11 protein-coding genes are annotated in these 18,541 nt (G+C 36.8%); 8 read left to right on the forward strand and 3 right to left on the reverse strand.

Annotation, left to right across the window (positions count from 1 at the left end; translation table 11 throughout):
* Window positions 1-4: 4 nt before the first annotated feature.
* A complete protein-coding gene (gene drmA, locus V3595_RS01410) occupies window positions 5-3,313 on the reverse strand; it encodes a DISARM system helicase DrmA (protein ID WP_485905139.1) in 3,309 nt (1,102 codons plus the stop codon).
* A gap of 135 nt (window positions 3,314-3,448) precedes the next feature.
* Between drmA and V3595_RS01415 the strand changes: the two genes are divergently transcribed.
* The 5 genes from V3595_RS01415 (at window position 3,449) to V3595_RS01435 (ending at window position 11,856) form a co-directional block, all read left to right on the forward strand.
* On the forward strand, window positions 3,449-5,290 hold the full coding sequence (locus tag V3595_RS01415; RefSeq protein ID WP_485905141.1) for an ATP-dependent helicase: 1,842 nt from the start codon (window positions 3,449-3,451) through the stop codon (window positions 5,288-5,290).
* A gap of 16 nt (window positions 5,291-5,306) precedes the next feature.
* Entirely contained in the window at window positions 5,307-6,755 is a 1,449-nt protein-coding gene (locus V3595_RS01420; RefSeq protein WP_485905143.1) for a 3'-5' exonuclease, read from the forward strand.
* Between the two features lie 148 nt (window positions 6,756-6,903).
* The gene (locus V3595_RS01425; protein WP_260358519.1) at window positions 6,904-8,220 is read left to right on the forward strand and encodes a DNA cytosine methyltransferase; all 1,317 of its coding nucleotides are present in this window, start codon (window positions 6,904-6,906) and stop codon (window positions 8,218-8,220) included.
* A gap of 257 nt (window positions 8,221-8,477) precedes the next feature.
* Window positions 8,478-10,751, forward strand: coding sequence for a HelD family protein (locus V3595_RS01430; protein WP_485905145.1), 2,274 nt, complete (start codon window positions 8,478-8,480; stop codon window positions 10,749-10,751).
* A gap of 424 nt (window positions 10,752-11,175) precedes the next feature.
* Window positions 11,176-11,856 (forward strand): hypothetical protein, encoded by a 681-nt coding sequence (locus V3595_RS01435; RefSeq protein WP_485905147.1) that lies wholly within the window; start codon window positions 11,176-11,178, stop codon window positions 11,854-11,856.
* 132 nt (window positions 11,857-11,988) lie between these two features.
* Here V3595_RS01435 and V3595_RS01440 read toward each other — a convergent pair whose 3' ends face one another.
* Window positions 11,989-13,947: an oxidoreductase gene (locus V3595_RS01440; RefSeq protein WP_485905148.1), complete on the reverse strand. Its 1,959-nt coding sequence runs from the start codon at window positions 13,945-13,947 to the stop codon at window positions 11,989-11,991.
* Window positions 13,948-14,287: 340 nt separating this feature from the next.
* Between V3595_RS01440 and V3595_RS01445 the strand changes: the two genes are divergently transcribed.
* The 3 genes from V3595_RS01445 to V3595_RS01455 all read left to right on the forward strand — a co-directional run bounded on the left by V3595_RS01445 (window position 14,288) and on the right by V3595_RS01455 (window position 17,889).
* The gene (locus tag V3595_RS01445; protein WP_485905150.1) at window positions 14,288-16,045 is read left to right on the forward strand and encodes a sigma-54 interaction domain-containing protein; all 1,758 of its coding nucleotides are present in this window, start codon (window positions 14,288-14,290) and stop codon (window positions 16,043-16,045) included.
* A gap of 101 nt (window positions 16,046-16,146) precedes the next feature.
* Window positions 16,147-16,287: a hypothetical protein gene (locus tag V3595_RS01450; RefSeq protein ID WP_214793556.1), complete on the forward strand. Its 141-nt coding sequence runs from the start codon at window positions 16,147-16,149 to the stop codon at window positions 16,285-16,287.
* A complete protein-coding gene (locus V3595_RS01455; protein WP_485905153.1) occupies window positions 16,288-17,889 on the forward strand; it encodes a sodium:solute symporter family protein in 1,602 nt (533 codons plus the stop codon).
* An 80-nt stretch (window positions 17,890-17,969) separates the two neighbouring features.
* Here the strand turns inward: V3595_RS01455 and V3595_RS01460 are convergent, their stop codons facing one another.
* Entirely contained in the window at window positions 17,970-18,464 is a 495-nt protein-coding gene (locus V3595_RS01460) for a L,D-transpeptidase family protein (RefSeq protein ID WP_485905683.1), read from the reverse strand.
* Between the last annotated feature and the right edge of the window lie 77 nt (window positions 18,465-18,541).

Below are 18,541 nucleotides of genomic sequence, written 5' to 3' on the forward strand. Positions count from 1 at the left end.
AAAATTAATCCCTCCTTAGATATATACCCGCTGTTGTTTCAACATCCCTCATAGAATTAGGCGTCTTAAAGTAGCCATTTGCCTTTTGGCCAAGGGGATAAAGAAGATTGCTATCTTCTTTTCGCTGTTTATAACTATATAAGAGTTTACTTTTATCAACCGCCTCTTTCCAGGTGGCGAAAAGTTTTTCCAAGTCGTGTAAAACCTCATCTTCAGGTGAACCAATACTTTGGACCCGATCAAGTAATACCTTTTGTACTTCCTCACTTATTGTATCGTCTTCATTGATATAAGAAGGAGAGTTATTTGATGTCATATCTAAATGACCAAGTCTAGCCATTGAAACTGTTGCGCCTGCAAGTCCTCTATCTCTTGCTCTGGAAGAGAAAGGTGTAACACTAATAGGTTCAACGTGACGATAAATAGCAGCATGATAAGCATAAAATTCTTCGTAATGGGAAATGTCTCGCGGGCGGACCCAATTGTAAACGGTTAAAACAAAACCTGGATCCCTTCGACCAACGCGACTTGTTGATTGAATATATTCTGCTGTAGTTTTTGGTTGACCATTAACTACCATTAGCCCGAGACGAGAAACATCGACTCCAACGGAAATCATATTACTTGCTAGTAGTACATCGACGGGGAGTAAAGATCCTTTTTTATGAAAGGGTTGTTCCAATTTTTTTAGTATTTTTGGTATTTCTGAAGAATCGATACGACTTGTTAATTCAGGAACATCTCGTTCATATTCTCTTTTTTTATAAAGGAATTTTTGTTCTTCACTATTTTGATTTTCTAAAGTTTTCATCCTGCTCGGGACATCATCCTCAATTAACCGAACAGCTCCGCCAAGCTCTCGTAAGCTATTAAAATATCCTACGAGCGTTTGATAAGGGTCGATTGCAGATCCAGAATATTGATTTTCCATAGCGGGAGTACTTGAAAGCACATTCGCATATGTACGTAGTAGTGCTGTCTTCATACTCCTTCCAGGTGCAAAAATACCAACATACATTCTGCCGGGTGTTTCACAAAGTGGTCGTTGCTTAGCGAAGAACGAGTCTTTGTGGGAAAGGCCGGGACTAGGAAATATTCTTGCCTTGCGGTTAAATAACCCCTTAATTTGTTGTTGAGCATTTCGTATAGTAGCAGTTGAAGCTACCACTTTAGGTCCAATTCTTTTACCGTTAATTTCAACAGATGATAAATAATCAATAGCGGTTTCATACAAACCAACCATTGTTCCCAATGGTCCCGAAATAAGATGGAGTTCATCCTGAATAATAAGGTCTGGGGGATGAACTTGTTTTGTATTGGAAACAGTTGAAGTGCCCGCTACATTCTTAATATTATTTGTTTCTTCCTTACTAGAACCATTAGAAACGAATCCCCAATTTGTCACTTCACCTTTAACCTTACCAAATAAATTTTGAATTTCGGGTTTCCATGGCATTTGTGAAAATTTATCCACTGTTCCAATTAGCATATCAGGTAATAATCGATAGATTTCTTCATCTGTTACAACTACTGGAATACCTTCAGTAGAATGAGAAGAGTGATATTCGCATTCTTTATCTGGACAATGAATAAAAATTCGTCTTTTCTTTTGATTTGCTTTATATGATTTTAGGAAAACACGTGGGTTTTCTTCGTCGTACAGAGAATGTCCGCACCATGGACATGATACAAGTTGAATAGGAGATCCTTTTGATTTATCAATATAAATATCTCTGTTACCCAAAGCTTGAGATTTTAATGCTTCAATAGAATTTAGTGCATCAGTAAAATTGTTTGGAACACTTTTTTGACCCACCCATAATCCAATCCTAAAAGGAGTATTTCCAAAATAGTCAGTATTCCTCTTACGAATAAATTCACAGGCACAAATTAATGCTGATGCACGCTGAAACTGTTGAACTGTCAAAAGACGCAGCGTATAACGCATAATAACAGATATTCCTACATCTGTTCTTAATCCATCGTTTTCCCTCATTCTACGATATCCCAATGTAAATGCAGCTAAGCCTAAATATGCTTCAGTTTTACCACCACCTGTAGGAAACCATAATAAGTCTGCTAATTCTCGATCTGAGGATTCTGGATTTACTGTACCTTCTAAATTTTGCAGTATAAATGCCATTTGGAATGGTCGCCAATTCGCCGAGACTTCTTCAGGTGAAGTCCCTTCTAAGGCAAAGATACTTCGTGAGCGTTGAAGCGCCATCGCTTCATTTGCGAAGCAGAAAGCTTTTAGTACAGTCTTATCATTTATAATTAGATTTAAGCCATTTCTCATTCTTCGTAAAGAGTCAGTACATCTATTCATATGTGCTGAAGCTATTTCCTTATGTGATTCATCAATTTGAGGGATTTCTTTTTTTTGTTCAAGAATCCACTTTTCATATTCATCACATAGGGGTTCAAGAGCTTCTTTTAGTTCTTTGCTAGAATTTATTTTTGCCAGCTTCTTCATATCGAGAGTTCCACCTTTGTCCCAAACAGGTGGGATAACCATTGGTATTTCATAGTAAGGTAGAATACTAGTTTGCAGCCTCCCAGCTCGTTTTGCATCCGATGTAACATCTTCCCATCGAACAGCAATACTATGTCCTACTGCAAAAACAGTTTCATCCTTGTATAGTAAATGATTGGAAATCGTATCGGCATCTTTATACCCTTCATTCGTATTAGAAAAGGCTTGTCTTACTAAAAATGCTTCCTGTTCTATAGTTTCAATAATCATCTCTGGCTGAAATACGCATTTGAAATCAATATCATGTTCATCGGTTTCTTGTTTGTATCGGTTTACGAGAAACATACTTACTGCAAGAGTATCCTCAAAGGGTCTAGCCAGCCATTCTAAGAATATATTTGTAGTATTAGGAATTAGTACTTTCTTCCTCTTACCAATGTCTGTGCTAAAGTCAATTTCATAATTGGTTAGTCTGTATGGTGTTCTTTCCCAATTTTCCTTATCTGCTAGTTCATTATACATACCAAAGTTAACAGTGGTACTGACTTTAGTTGAGTTTTTATCAATTAAGAATGAGATTCCAATTGCAGAAGGATTCATAGCCTTAGAAAGTGGAGCAAGTTGTTCAATTTCTTCTTTATTTGTTTCCTTTCCTTCCAAACTGTTTACTTCATCCTCTTCTCTTGCCAATGAAGAATTTTGGGGCCAGAGAATACCGCATAAATATTTTTGTAAAGGTTTTGTTTTAAGTACCTCGGTTGCGTGATCAGGTCCAACCAGTTCTGTATGTAACCGCTCAAATAATTCTTTTCTAACTTTTACAGACTCATTTTTCATGTTGAAGCTCCTCTCTAATATCTTAATAATATCTAAAAATGGTTTATTTTAATATATAAATTACAGTAAAATTCCATTATTGTGGTAAAATAGAACCGATTTGAATTTTCTGAATCAGAAAGAAGGAAAGTTATTGTGGAAATTATTATAGACAAACTTAATGATGAACAGAAGAGGGCCACAACTTCTGAAGCTAAATACCTACAGATATCTGCAGGACCAGGCACAGGAAAAACATCAACACTAGCAGCACGCATATTTAATTTACAATACAACTTTAATTTAGGACAAAATAAGATTATTGCAATATCTTTTTCTCGTATAGCAAAACAACAACTAATAAATAAAATGCATGACTATTCTGAAAAACTTGGTTATGGAAGTTTAATAGAAGTTTTGACTTTTCACAGTTTAGCTCACCGTATAGTTCGCTTTGGAAGTCATACAGGAGAGTCTAAGTTTAAAAATGGATTTCAGACATTTTCCACTGAGGATTTTATAAAAATAAAGCCCACAATAATAAAAGGTTTATGTTCGCAGTATGCTAACCGAGATTTAGTTGGAGTTGCACTTGCAAAAGGCTTAAACCTCTTACGCCAAGGTGCACAACTAAATAAAGATACATGTAAACATTGGTCTGCAATTGAGCCAGACATTCTTTATAAAATTAATATTGATGCCGGTGATCGGGTACTTATTGAAGGTAAAGATATGATTGAGTTTTGGAAACAAATTGAACTGTTGGAAAAAACAAAAAATATTATTGATTTTCAAGGGTTAATTACTGAGGCAAATAAAATATTAGAAAAAAAATCCACTGCATATAATATGATTGCTTATGGGTTAGAACATATTCTTGTAGATGAATATCAGGATAGTTCATTATCTCAAGAAAGTTTACTTTTTTCTCTGGCGGGGTCAGATAAAAATATAGCAGTTGTTGGAGATAAAAATCAGGCCATTTACACGTTTAATGGATCCAATCCTAATAACCTTGATCGCTTTTATCAACGCTTTAAAGAAGTATCACCCTTACAAACAGAAAAAGTACACCTTGAAAAAAATTATAGATCTACAAAGAACATTGTAGAAATATCGAATCATTTTCTAGGTAACAGACAGATTGAATATGCGAAAAATACGTGGGGAGAAGAGGATACTAAACCCATTGTAGTTAATACACATTCTGTTGAACTTTCCGCAACTTTTATTGCAAGTAAGATACAAGAATTGAAGTTCAAAAGAAATATTTCCTATAATGATATTTGTATACTTTATAGAAAGAATTCAGATCATGCACCTCAAGCAAATGAGGTGATTAAAGAGCTTGAGAACTATAAAATACCATGGCATAAAGCGATCTTGACTTCAAAAAAAGAAAGAAATTTAAAAGAAGAAATAATGGGAATTTGCGATGAATACCCAGGAAATGATCTCGAAGAACTGCTGGATACTCTTGAAGGATCGCATAAGAATGAAAAAGAAATACTAGGATTAATTAAGGATGCACTAGTGCAAGGAGCTACCGACACTGATGATTTAATTGATTACTTAATTGACTTAGATGAAACAGTGGCTAATAGAAATGTAGAGGCTGTTACGCTAAGTACAGTTCATGGTGCGAAAGGTCAAGAGTATCCGATTGTTTTTGTTTTATATCTAGGTGATAGGCATTTCCCTCATGGTAGTCAACCAGATATAGAGGAAGAAAGAAGACTACTTTATGTTGGTATCACCCGTGCAATGAGCCAATTATACATTTTGGGGCAACGTGGTATTCAACATGAAGATTTCCTTGGGGATTGCATGAGCAATTCTTACGTAGAGGTAAAACACTTCCATACACGCTATCAGGAAGAGACCGTAGAAGGTTTTAGTAAGAACGAAATAAACCAAATAAATGAAACAGCAAGTAGACTTGAAATTGAAGAAGAGAAAAACAGAGTAAGGCTTGTAGACATGATGGAAGATTGGTAATTAAGGAGAGAAAGAAATGGAACAGGGTAAAATTAAATTAACAGAAAAACAGCAGCAGTGTGTAACTTTTAAACCGGAAGGATCTCTACTTGTTCGCGGTATCCCGGGTAGCGGTAAGTCAACTATTATTATGGCGAGAGCTCAATATTTACTTAAAAAAAATCCAACTGAATCTCTTGTTATCCTTACTTTTAGCCGTGCTTTAAGTAATTATGTAAGGCAACTAGCTTTTAAAACAGGTGATAACCCAGCCCAAGCACTTACTTTTCATAACTGGGCGCAGTTACTTTTGAAGGATACTAATTATCCTCATACTAGATTAATTTTAGGGGAGAATCGTCGTAATGTAGTTCAGTTTGCTAAAAATATTATCAATAAAAAAACAAATGCTGTATTTCTAAAGTTTAATGGACAGAAAAATGAAAATAGAGCGTTAATCGACTTTCTAAGTGATGAAATTGAATGGATTAAGGGAAGCGATATTAATAGTAGGGATGAGTATTTGAAAATTAAACGTGCAGGTAGAGGTACAGAAATACGTGTAACAAAAAAACATCGCGAAACCATATATGATGTATTAGAAAAATATAATGAATTATTAAAAAACCATTCTAAACATCAAGGTGTAGATAGTGAAGATTTAGCACGTATCTTAATTGAAAAAGTAGATTCTATCCCGAAAAATAAGCGTCCGGATCATATACTAGTGGATGAGGCCCAAGATTTACATAGTGTACAGCTTCGCGCTATTAATATTATTGCCAAAAAAAGCTTAACTGTCGGGGCTGATAAGGGACAACAAATTTACCGTAGAACCTTTACTTGGAAAAAGGCAGGGATAGATGTAGTAGGAAATCGTAGTCGTTTTTTAGACGAAACGTTCAGATCTACTAAACAAATTGTGCAGCTTGCAAATAATTTTCAAGAAAAGGATAAAATTTTCACGAAAGATGAAGAGTATATAAAAGCAAGACTTCCAGAAACTGAAGGGAAAGTTCCTCAACTTTGTTTATGTGAGGGAAATAAAGAAGAAATGCAGAAAGTCATAGAACATATTAGGAAGATACGTAAATCGTTTCCAGAGGATACAATTGGAGTGATAGTGCCACGAAAAGGTGATCTACAGGATTATAAAATCAGTTTAGAGTCTATAAATATTCCAGTATACAATTTACAAGAAGATGAGTTTGATATTATCTCTCCTGGTGTAAAGCTTATCACTTTCCATTCTTCAAAAGGACTTGAATTTGATCATGTAATTGTAACTGGATTAAAGAAAGGGAAGCTTCCTTACAAAACACCAGGACTTGGGGAAGATGAAACGGAATTCATATCGAGAGAGAGAAAGAAGTTCTATGTAGCTATGACAAGAGCAAAGAAAACATTAATGATTACTGCAGTGAAACCTTACTCTTCATTTGTTGAAGATCTAGAACCAAAATTATATGAATTATATCAAAAGTAGCCGGAGAATATTCTCTGGCTATTTTCTTACAAAAGGGTTTGGTTAATAAAGTAAGTATAAATTTAACCGTTTTTATTATTAATAACGAATATTAGTATTATAATGAATCTATATGATTTAGAAATAAGTATTAGTAGGTGTAATAATCTTGGTAATTATAGATTTGTTTTCAGGTGCTGGAGGCCTTAGTGAGGGATTCCATAAAGAAGGATATAATATTGTAGCTCAAGTTGAAAAAGATTCTTGGGCTTGTGAAACACTTAAAACTCGAACTATCTTTTACGAGTTGCAGAAAAATAATGATCTTGAATTATATAATAAATACGTTCAAGGGAAAAAAACATATAAAAATATTGAAAGTAGCAGAGATGAAATATTTGAAAAGTATGATTATTTAAGAGAAAAATTAAGTTATGAAATAATTAATAAAAAATTTGGTAATCCAGCTAATGATAAAGAGGCAACATCATCTAGAGACATTGTTCAGTTAATAAATAATAGTTTAAATTACCATAAAGTAAATTCAGTAAATATGATTATTGGGGGGCCTCCTTGCCAAGCTTACTCCTTAGTAGGAAGAAGTAGAATGGGCGTCAATGCAGAAAAAGATAATCGGAATTTTTTATTTTATTATTATTTAGGAATAGTTAAAGAGTATGCTCCAGAAATGTTTATTTTCGAAAATGTTCCAGGAATTCTTTCTGCCAAAAAAGGAGAAGTATTTAAGGCTATACAGGAAGAATTTGATAAAATTGGGTACACGATCATGTCAGGAGAAGATAGTAATCATAATAAAAATATTATTAACTTTGCTGATTATGGGGTCCCTCAAAATAGAAAAAGAGTTTTGTTGTTTGGTTTTAAAAATGGAAGAAATCTAACTTACCCTAATTATTCTAAATTTAAGGTAGACTGGCAACATGATTTAACTACTCAAAATGTTATTTCTGACTTATGTAAGCTTAATCCGGGTGAGGGTGTCGACTTTGGATCTTTAGAATATAACCTAACAAATGATTTGAATAGATTCCAAGTCTCCATGCGAGAAAGTAGCCAAGTCATTCTAAACCATAAGGCAAGACCTATTCAAGAACGTGATAGGCAAATATATAAGATAGCAATTGATAAGACGAAAAAAGGGGAAAAATTAAAATATCCTGATTTACCTGCAAATTTAAAAACACATAAAAATGAAAAGTCATTTATTGACCGCTTTAAGGTTCATGGGGAAAATGAAATACCACATACAGTGGTAGCGCATATATCCAAAGATGGACACTATAATATTCATTATGATTTACAGCAGACAAGGTCTCTAACTGTACGTGAAGTTGCAAGAATACAGACATTTCCTGATAATTTTTTCTTCGAAGGACCACGAACTGCCCAATATGTACAAGTTGGAAATGCGGTGCCTCCCTTGATGTCTGAGATAGTTGCGAAATCTATTAAATATTTACAATGATATTAAAGTATGGAGGACCATTTTGGTCCTTTTTCTTTTAGTTATTTTCATATTTATTGTTCCTAGATAGGACATATTAATTCTACATTTGTAACCTAGATATCCACTTTTTACAACCACTTAACGATATATCTTTTTCCTATAGATAAGGTCATTATCAATGCTAAAATATAATACATATAACAACTTTAATCTTTTTATTAAATATCGAAAATTTCATATTATTGGTATAATATTAGTTATAAATTACCACTATTTTGAAAGGTGAGAATTCTATGAAAAATAGTATCATAAAAGAGGAACAAATAACATTAGATTCAAAATTAGTGGAAATCGATGAGATTATTGGGGCATTATCCAATGAATTAAAAAATAGTTCTTCTAAAGATATTACTCTAGAAAGAACCAATCGAGATTTCATTGCTAAATATTCGGATGCGAAAAAGAACCCTTATTTTGCACGGGTGGATACATATGAGGATGGAAAAAAAGAGACTTTTTATATTGGTCATACGTCAATAGCTAAAGATAAAAATGAAGATATCATATATAGCTGGAAGTCATCCATAGGGGATTTATTTTATGAATTCAATGGTGGGTCAGGTGAAGTTATTATAAATCGTGGCTATGGTGAGCGTTATACGTTCAATGTGGTTTTTAAACGTAGCTTACGGATAGAAAAATTAAAAGTGAAAAGCTACACAGACGTGATTAGTCAGCTTGCTTCAAATAAAGTGAACTCAGAACAACAGAATGATTTTCTTTTTGATGATGTGTTATTGGAATTATTAAATGACCGGGGCAATAAGACACAATTGAAAGATATCATCATGACAATCCAAAAAGAACAGAATGATATCATCCGTCAGCCATTGAATACGTCTATCATCGTACAAGGGGTTGCGGGAAGTGGCAAGTCATCAATTGCTTTATCAAGGATTTCCTATCTCCTAACAAGGTACAAGGAACGGTTAAACACTGAAGACTTGTTAATAATAGGACCCAATAAAATGTTTTTAAGTTATATACAAGATGTCCTACCTACCCTTGAGATTGATGATATTTCTCAGCTTACTTTTATGTCTCTTGCAGTTTCCATCATTAAAGAATTAAAAAATGTAAAGGAACCAATCAATCTCTTGGATGACTATTTAATAGGCGAAAAGATGGAACATGATTTTTATATTGAAAAAACAACTATTCATTTCAAGAACAAATTAGATTTATATCTTGAGGAATTTGAAAAGCAATTCCTTGAAGAGATTAAAGGTTTTGAATACTATGATCCATATAATCAATGCTTTGTCAGATTAAGTAAAGAAGAAATAATTTCAAAGTACAATCAGCTTGGGTATATACCTTTGGCGAAAAAGTATTCCAACACCCTTAAGTTTGTAGAGAGATGGGTAGATGAATTTCTGGATCACAAACAAAAAGAATTAAAGGAAGAATTCGATAACATCATAAAAGTTGTTTTAACTGGTTTACCAGAGGGAAGCTCCCTCCGCACCCAAGTGTTTAATTCTGTTGAAAAGGCTTATACCCATAAGATAAAGATGTTAAGGGAAGCATTGAATCTTTCATGGAAAACATATGCCAAGGAATGGCCTAAAATTGAATTATTTTCTCTTTATAAAAGAATCATTGATTTAGAATTGGCTGAACAGAGCGAGTGGGCTGCGGGAAAAAATATCAGCCTAAATGCATTTAAGAAAAACTTTAAATACGAAGATGTTGCACCTCTTATATATCTTCATACTGTCTTGAATGGTAACGATAAATTATATCAGCATATCGTGATAGATGAGGCACAAGATTTAAGTCCTTTTCAAATATACGTTTTGAAGGAGTTATGCCATTCCATGTCTCTTCTTGGGGATGTGACGCAAAGTATCTATTTGGATCATGGTCTAAAAGATTGGAATGAAATAATTAAAGAAGTTTTTAATGAAAATAAAGTGAATCTGATGGAAATGAACACAAGTTATCGATCTACGAATCAAATTATGGAATCAGCGAACCTTATATTAAAAAATTCCAAACTGAACTTTCCGGAAATCTTCCCTATAGGTCGTACAGGAATTAAAGTCGCAGTTTCTAAGATTATCAATCCACCAGATTTATTGGAAAATATCATAGAATCAATAAAAGAAATCCAAAATATGGGCTATAAAAAAATTGCGGTCATCCACAAAGACTTGAAGAAATCTATTTCCTTGCATAAACATCTCCTAGATCAAATTTCAAGCCTTCAGATGGTAACAAGTCCGGATGAAAGCATCCTTAAAGATGTTATTGTCATTCCGTCCTATTTAACCAAAGGGCTGGAATTTGATGCTGTCATTCTACCTAATGCAAATAAGCTGAACTTTAACTTGTCGGAACTTGATACAAAGCTATTATTCGTATCAATAACACGAGCTCAGCACTATTTAAAGATTTTCTACCATGAGGAACTGTCGCCATTATTAAATGGAATAGAATATGAAGAACCAGTAATAATTGATAATGGAGATTACTCTTATCTATAGAGGGAAGTTTATTATTAAAAATAGTATAGTTGTACCTTGAACTCTTTTACGCTCGGGATTTTTCTCCACGCAAAAGTTTATTTATTGTATTAAATACAAATCAAAAAGAAAGAGACATTCTACTTAAGAATGTCTCTAACTAAATAATAAATTTACGCTGTTAAGTCTTTTAGGGTTAACAGTTCTTTCAGTTTTTTGCCTAAAATAACCGTTTTTCAACATATAAAATAAAGAAGGTTTCTTTATTAATTATAATTTTGAAAAACAATCTAATATTAAAAAAATCAATTATTTTATTATTAATATTAACTGAGATTATTTACTTGTTTAAGACTAAATCATGTTTTTCTTCAGCGGGCTTTTATACTTATGTATACTTTAATAATCCAAAAAATCCAGTGATAATGAAGTGGGAGGGGATATAATGTTTACGGGAAAGTTAATAAGAGAGTACAAAAAAATTTTCGGATTTAAAGCGAATGTTAAAGAGTGTATTAAAAGCGATCGTTTAACCATACTCTATATAGTGTTATGTCTCATCTTTACATATTTACTCGGCACATTTATTGATAAACAAAACTACTTACTGATTTTTATTTTTTTAATATTTGACATTTTCGCTTTTTTAATTTTTTATTTTCATCGAAAAAATTTAATATTAAAAAAATATGGTAGTTTGTATGGATTTCAACAACATAAGATTAATATATTTAAGGATATTTTAAAAGATAATTTTAATATTGATAGTTCAGAAGGGTTAAAACAATTAGATGAGATTGTTAAGAAGGAGATTAGCATATTAGAGGACATGAAAAAGTTTCCTTTTTCAGAGTGGATAAGACCACTGATTACTGCATTATTGATTACTGGATTGCTAGGACTAGGCATTCAGCAATTTTTAAAAGGGAATGATGTTCAAGCAGGGAAGCTGGTAATGCTGTATTTTTTAATTATCGGAGTTACTATTTTTATTTCATTTTTTATTTCAATGTGTGACAGTCGAATAACTTATTTAAAGAAAATTTCATTTCAATTAAGCGAGCTAATTCTTTTAAAGGAGTTGGAGTTAGAATCTCGTGAAAAGAAGAAACAATTAAAGAGTTGAATAAAAAGAAAAAGTATTTAGTAACCAATTATAAATTTTTCATTAATTCATAAAACCAATGATCCGGTTGTGCCTAACCTATATCATCAAAAGAAAGAGACATCCCCCACCCAAGGAATGTCTCTTCTCTTTTTATAAACTAATAGCACTCATCATCCCCTCATGCGTAGCTTCCTCAATCGTACGCGGGCCAAGGCAGTCTCCTATTTGTTTCACGATGGGCGCATGGCCTTTCATTTCTTCGAATAGTTCTGTGTTGGGTATGCGGCCAAGGGAGAGGACGATGGAGTCCCAATTGGTTAGTTCTTGTTTTTGTTGGGTGAATAGGTTCCGGATGATGACGTGATTTTCTTTGATTGCCCCGAGATCGTAATGGGGTAGGAGTGTGACGTTTAGGTTGTATAGTTTTTTTAGGTATTCATTTCTGAGATATTGGTGGACGGTTTCCCCTATGTGCAGTCTGGATGATATGAGTGTTACTTGGTGGCCTTTTTCGGCTAGGTAAATGGCTGCTTCCATGCCGGGCCAGTCACCGCCAAAGTCGAATACCAGTACGTTTTCCCCGGCTTTTTTAGTTGAGCTGAAGAGGTCATCACTCATGATGATCCGTGGGTCATCGATTCCTTCGATGGCTGGTGTATAGGGCCGTGAGCCGGTTGCGCAGATGATGGCGTCCGGGTTCGATTCGGATATTTCTTGGGCGTTTGCCGTTTTGCCTAATTGCACATTTATATTGCTTCTCATTAATTTCCGTGAGTAGTTATCGAGCATCGATTCTGCGAGTTCATGCCTCATTGGCGCTTTGCGCATGGTACGAAGCAGGCCGCCGATTGATTTGCTTTGATCGATCAGTGTTACGGAATGACCTAGGTAGTCCGCTGTTATGGCTGCCTGTAATCCGCCGGGTCCGGCGCCGATCACGAGGACGTTCTGTTTGTTTCTCGTTTTCTTTAATTCGGGTAATATCCATGCTTCTTTACCTGTGGTTGGGTTTTGGACACAGCCAATCGGCAGTCCTTTATGATAGTGACCGATACAGGCTTGTAAACAACCGATGCATGCATCGATTGCCTGCAGGTCGCCGTTTTTTGCTTTGTTGGGCATGTCTGGGTCGACGATTAAGGCCCTGGTCATTCCGACGACATCGGCTTTTCCGGTTGATACGATCTGTTCCGCTTCAACGGGGTCGACGATTCTATTGCCAACAAAGACCGGTAGGGCTCCTGCCATCCTGATTTTGAATCCATGTGGAGATAGGTAAGCGTGCTTTATCGGTGATGGCGGCACGATATGTGTTGACCCCTCGAAGGTGCTTGAATCTCCGGCTGTGACATTGATGAAATCCAATCGGACTTTTTCCGCGAGATATTCGACGATTTGCACGGAATCCTTCATCGTTGTCCCGTCCATCGTCAGTTCATCTGAACTCATGCGAATGCCGACGGTAAAGTCTTCTCCGACTCTTTCCCATACTTTCTCCAATATTTCCACGATGAATCGCATCCGATTTTCAAATGATCCGCCATAGAGATCGGTGCGTTTATTTGTATGCACAGACCAAAACTGGGCAGGAAGATATCCGTGTGAACAGCAAATTTCGACTCCATCAAGTCCACCTTCCTTTGCCAGCTGTGCTGAATAGGCGAACCCTTCAATCACTCCTTCAATATCCTCTAAGCTCATTGGTTTTGGCATCACGCCAAAGCGCAAGCTGGGAACGGCCGATGGCGCCCATGCCGCATTTCGGTAGTCACTCGATACGACTTCTCGTCCGCCATGGAATAGCTGCGAGAAAACCTTCGTTCCATACTTATGGAGCGTTTCGGAAAGCTCTTTGTAGGCATCGACAATTCTCCGGTCATATCCGGCAATCGTTTTGGATGTAAGCATGCCGGATGGATGTACCGATGCCGCTTCAAGGATGATCAATCCGACGCCCCCTTTAGCACGGGCTTCATGATAGGCCACCATATCTGAAGTGGGGATTCCGTCCGTGACATGATTTGTTTGATGTGCTGTACTTAAGATCCGGTTTTTTAATTCAGTAGAACCGATCGTTAATTGGGTAAACAGATTCTTGAATTGTGCCATATACATGACCACTCCCTAATGTTAGATAGAATGAGAGTATAGAGGGCATCCATTCGCCCCCTACCTATCTCTATACAGGTTCAATATGCAATAACCATGCCGTTCCGGGGAATGTGGTTTCATATTCGTTTTTTTACTTGGATAAAGAGGGTATGGCTCATGGATATAGTATTTTATATATAGATAACTGAACCTTTTTTGAAAAGTGGTGATTCATAAAAGGTTCAGTTTTAAATTTGTTGATATAGAGACATTCGTTGCTTATGAAAAAGACACTTATTTCTTTTCGTATCAAAAAGTGTAACAAAATCGGTTCGCAATCAAAATATGGGGTGATGTGATGGAAGTAAAAAAGGAATCACTAATTGTATTTTCCGATATTTCTATTTTGGATGTAAAATCCTTGCTGAAAATTAATTCCTCGCCTTTTATTGTCATGAAAAATCACTTGGAAATCCTCGGCATATTGGATGAAGGTTTCTTTTTGAAGAGATTGGATAGCGATGGTCAAAATCAGGAAATCACGGCTTATCTTAATACTTCGTTTGTCGTCGTTGATGATTTAGATAAGCTAAGTGAAGAGGATATGAGCACCTATGATTTTGTAATTCAACATAATGATAACCAATATAGATGCCATCCGATCTCTGAAGTCAGGGAAATACTGCTTAAAAAGAAGATGAAGAGCTTAATCAGTCTAAATGAATCCCTGCAGAAAGAGCTGGAGGTGACAAGAAAGAAGGTAAAGGAGCTCACGCAAATCCTGCATTCCAGCTATGATGAAATTTTCGTGACGGATGCGAACGGGGATACGTTATTCGTGAGTGAGGCGTGCAAGAAGCTTACAGGGCTGCCGCCGGAGGCCTTTATTAATAAGAACATTAATGAGTTGGTTGAAAAGGGATTGATCGTCAACTCGGTTACATTAAAAACGATGAAAACGAAAGCGATCCATTCGGCGGAACAAACCTATCCGCATGGATTGACTGTATTCAGCACGGCGAAGCCGATTTTTGATGAAGAGGGGAACTTATATAGAATTGTTTCGAATTCCAGGGATATCACGGAATTGGTTGAGATGAAGAGTCAATTGAACAGAGTGAACCTTAGGAACCAGCGGGCCCAGCATGAGAATTCGAGAACCGTTTCGTTCAATAACTTCATTACAAATTCGGATAAGATGATAAAGGTTTTGGAATTAGCTGAAAAAGTCGCCCCGATGGATTCATCAATCTTCATTCATGGAGAAACCGGAGTCGGAAAAGGGGTTTTAGCAAGGGTCATTCATGATCTCAGCAGCAGAAAGGATAAGAAATTCATTCAAGTTAATTGCGGCGCGATTCCATCGGCATTAATTGAGTCCGAGCTCTTTGGCTATGAAAGCGGTGCATTTACGGGAGCCAATAAACACGGGAAAAAGGGGCTTGTTGAGAGTGCTGATGGCGGAACGTTATTTCTTGATGAAATCGGGGAAATGCCGCTCGACATTCAAGTGAAAATCCTGCATCTGGTTCAGGACAGAACATTCATGAAGGTGGGAGGAACGAAGGAGAAAAAGGTGAATATTCGCATTATCTCCGCTACGAATAAAGACTTGAAGCAAATGATCAAGAATAATCAGTTTCGTGAAGATCTATATTATCGGTTGCATGTCGTTCCAATGGAAATACCGCAGCTGCGTGAGCGAAAGGAAGATATCCTATTATTAACCGATTATTTTCTGAAGAAATTCAATGAAAAGTACGGTCAATCGATCACTATCGATGATCATTCCAAGTTAATTCTGCAGCTGCAGGATTACCCGGGTAATGTTCGGGAATTGGAAAATGTAATTGAACAAATTGTCGTGACGGCTAGAAAACCTATCGTAACAATAGAGGATTTGCCTTCCGATTTAACTTACAAAGACACGGCGCTAGTTAATTTAACAGGAATCATTCCCTTGAAAAAAGCGTTAGAGGAAACGGAAAAGCAATTATTGTCCCAGGCCCTTTCTACATATAAATCAACCCGAAAAATGGCCAAGGCCCTGGAGGTCAGCCAAACGACGATCATGCGCAAGCTGGGCAAATACCAATTTAGCTATCATGACGATTAATAATAAATTAACCTCTGTTAAAATCTGAATATTCAAAAACTTGGTATGGATATTGCATATTTAACTATTGATTATTTCTATTTTGATAAGGGGGTCAAGAAATGGGTGAGTTGATTTTCTCTTTAAGCTATGGGGGTTCCTTAATTGTCATGGGGTGGATCACGAAGGTTTTCCTAGTAAAAATGAAAAAAAATCAAGAAGAAATAAAAGCAAAAGATCCGATTGAAAAGGTGGGGATGTAAGTGGCCTTTCTGCTTGGTATTATTATATCCTTTTGTGTTTATGTCTCAATCGGCATCTTTTTATTCAGGAAAGTGAAGAGCTCAGAGGAGTACTATGTTTCTGGGCGAAGCGGAAACACATTGATGATAACCGGTACGCTTGTTGCCTCTTTCCTAAGTACCGTATCGTTCATGGGGGAAGCAGGATTTTCCTATGAAGGGTATCCGATCCTGCTGCTTATCCTAGTTATTTTTAATGCAAGCGGCTATATATTCGGAGTTTTCCTGTTTGGCAGATATTTAAGAAGAAGCAAATCATTGACCGTTCCTGAATTTTTTGGTAACCGCTTTCATTCAAAGAAGGTAAGACTGGCAGCTGCGATCACGACGATTCTCGGAATCTCTGCATACTTAGTTGCCGTTACACAAGGGGCAGCCGTTTTATTGGCCGAGGTTTCTGGTGTTTCCTATCCAATGGCACTGGTGATCATGTGGGTCGTGTATTCATCCTTCACCATCCTCTCAGGTGCGAAGGGGGTCATGGTCAATGATACGGTGATGTTCTTTTTATTCTCGATCGCAACGTATCTTAGTTTTCCTTATATCATCAAATCCGCAGGCGGGTTTCCTGATGCCGTTACGAAAGCGGCTAACCTGGCAGAACGGCCTGATTTATTAAGCTGGCATGGCATTACCGGACCTGCCGCAACGATGGGAACACCTTGGGAAGCATTGGCCTGGGCAGTCATCATGGGCTTGGTCTGGGGCATTGTCATTGCAGTGAGTCCATGGCAAAGCAGCCGATATTTAATGGCAAGAAATGAACACGTAGCTATTCGGGCCGGCGTTTGGGCAACCATATCCATTTTGACCGTCTATTTGTTCCTCCATATCAGCATATCGACAATCACCACCATTAAAGCGGATATCGCCCCGACGGAAAAGGTATTCATTTGGGCAGCGATGAATATTGTCCCGACATGGCTTGGAGTCATCATTGTCAGCGGCATCATGGCTGCGGCCTTATCATCCTGTTCGAGCTTCCTGCAGATTATAGGAAGCAGCATTACACGGGATATCATGGAACAATCACGGAAAAAGGAATACACAGATCATCATCTATTACGGGCCAGCCGCATTTCCATGGTTGTGATCAGCTTGATCATTTTATTGATTGGATTGTTGCAGCCGCCTGCCGTCATGTGGATCGGCTACTTTGCGGCTACACTATTTGCGGCATCATGGGGACCGATTGCCATATCAAGCGTATTTTCAAAGAAGGTAACGAAAGAAGGAGCCTTTTGGAGCATCGTATTCGGCTTCTTTGGTGTGATACTCGGAGAAAGTCTCGGCATGTTTGGTATCAGCCTTCCCGTTTACCTCAATCCTGTCATCATTGGTTTAATCTTAAGCATAGGCGCACTTATCATTGGCTCCATGTATGGAACGATCACCATCGAAGAAAGGGAGTTTCAGGCAAATATCCTTCAAACCCCGATTGAAATAGACGAGCAAAAAGAAATGAACATCACCCGCAGATATCCAGCTTATTTAATGATCAGCGGCGTCATGATCATCATGGTTACACTGGTGTTTTATTATTGGCCGATTAATATGAATTGATTGACATATACTCATGTACTGGCAGGGGAGATCCCTGCCTTTTTTTGACTGAAAAAAGTGTCCAGGTTTCCCTGAACACATTAAGGATGAATTGAAACCATTGTCCCGATTGGAACAATCCTTGATAATTCCTCCACGTCCCGATTATGCATGCGAATACAGCCTTTTGAGACAGCTTTACCAATCGAGCTGGGATCATTTGTTCCATGAATGCCGTAGTGCTCCTTGGATAGACTCATCCACATTGTACCGAATGGGCCTCCGGGGTTGGGGGCTTTATTAATGATGATGAATTGTCCTACTGGTGTACCGAAAAGCATTCTTCCAACGGCGATTGGATATTGTTTTTGCAATACTCCATTTTTAAGCAGCCTTAGCTTACGATTGTTAACGGACACATCGATCTGAAATGGAATGGTATCAGGAGGGGGAAAACCAGGGATCATAATGGGTTGACCAGGATAAATGACGTTTGGATTTATTGTCGGGTTAGCAGCGATGATTGCCGATAGCGGTTTCCGGTAGTCCCTGGATATCTGTGTCAGTGTTTCACCTGGTTTAACTGTATGAATCAGTCTGAACACCTCCATAGGTTATAGTTGTCATGTTTCATTCTATGTGATTTTTCAAAAGTGTTTCGTAACTCGTCGTT

This window comes from Bacillus sp. CFBP9009, from assembly GCF_036541465.1.
Taxonomy (GTDB): domain Bacteria; phylum Bacillota; class Bacilli; order Bacillales; family DSM-1321; genus Peribacillus.

Excerpts from the sequence above, each read along its gene's own strand:
- V3595_RS01435 (WP_485905147.1), top strand. The coding sequence starts at position 11,176 with ATGTTTACGGGAAAGTTAATAAGAGAGTACAAAAAAATTTTCGGATTT.
- V3595_RS01420 (WP_485905143.1), top strand. The coding sequence starts at position 5,307 with ATGGAACAGGGTAAAATTAAATTAACAGAAAAACAGCAGCAGTGTGTA.
- V3595_RS01445 (WP_485905150.1), top strand. The coding sequence starts at position 14,288 with ATGGAAGTAAAAAAGGAATCACTAATTGTATTTTCCGATATTTCTATT.
- V3595_RS01450 (WP_214793556.1), top strand. The coding sequence starts at position 16,147 with ATGGGTGAGTTGATTTTCTCTTTAAGCTATGGGGGTTCCTTAATTGTC.
- V3595_RS01440 (WP_485905148.1), bottom strand. The coding sequence starts at position 13,947 with ATGGCACAATTCAAGAATCTGTTTACCCAATTAACGATCGGTTCTACT.
- drmA (WP_485905139.1), bottom strand. The coding sequence starts at position 3,313 with ATGAAAAATGAGTCTGTAAAAGTTAGAAAAGAATTATTTGAGCGGTTA.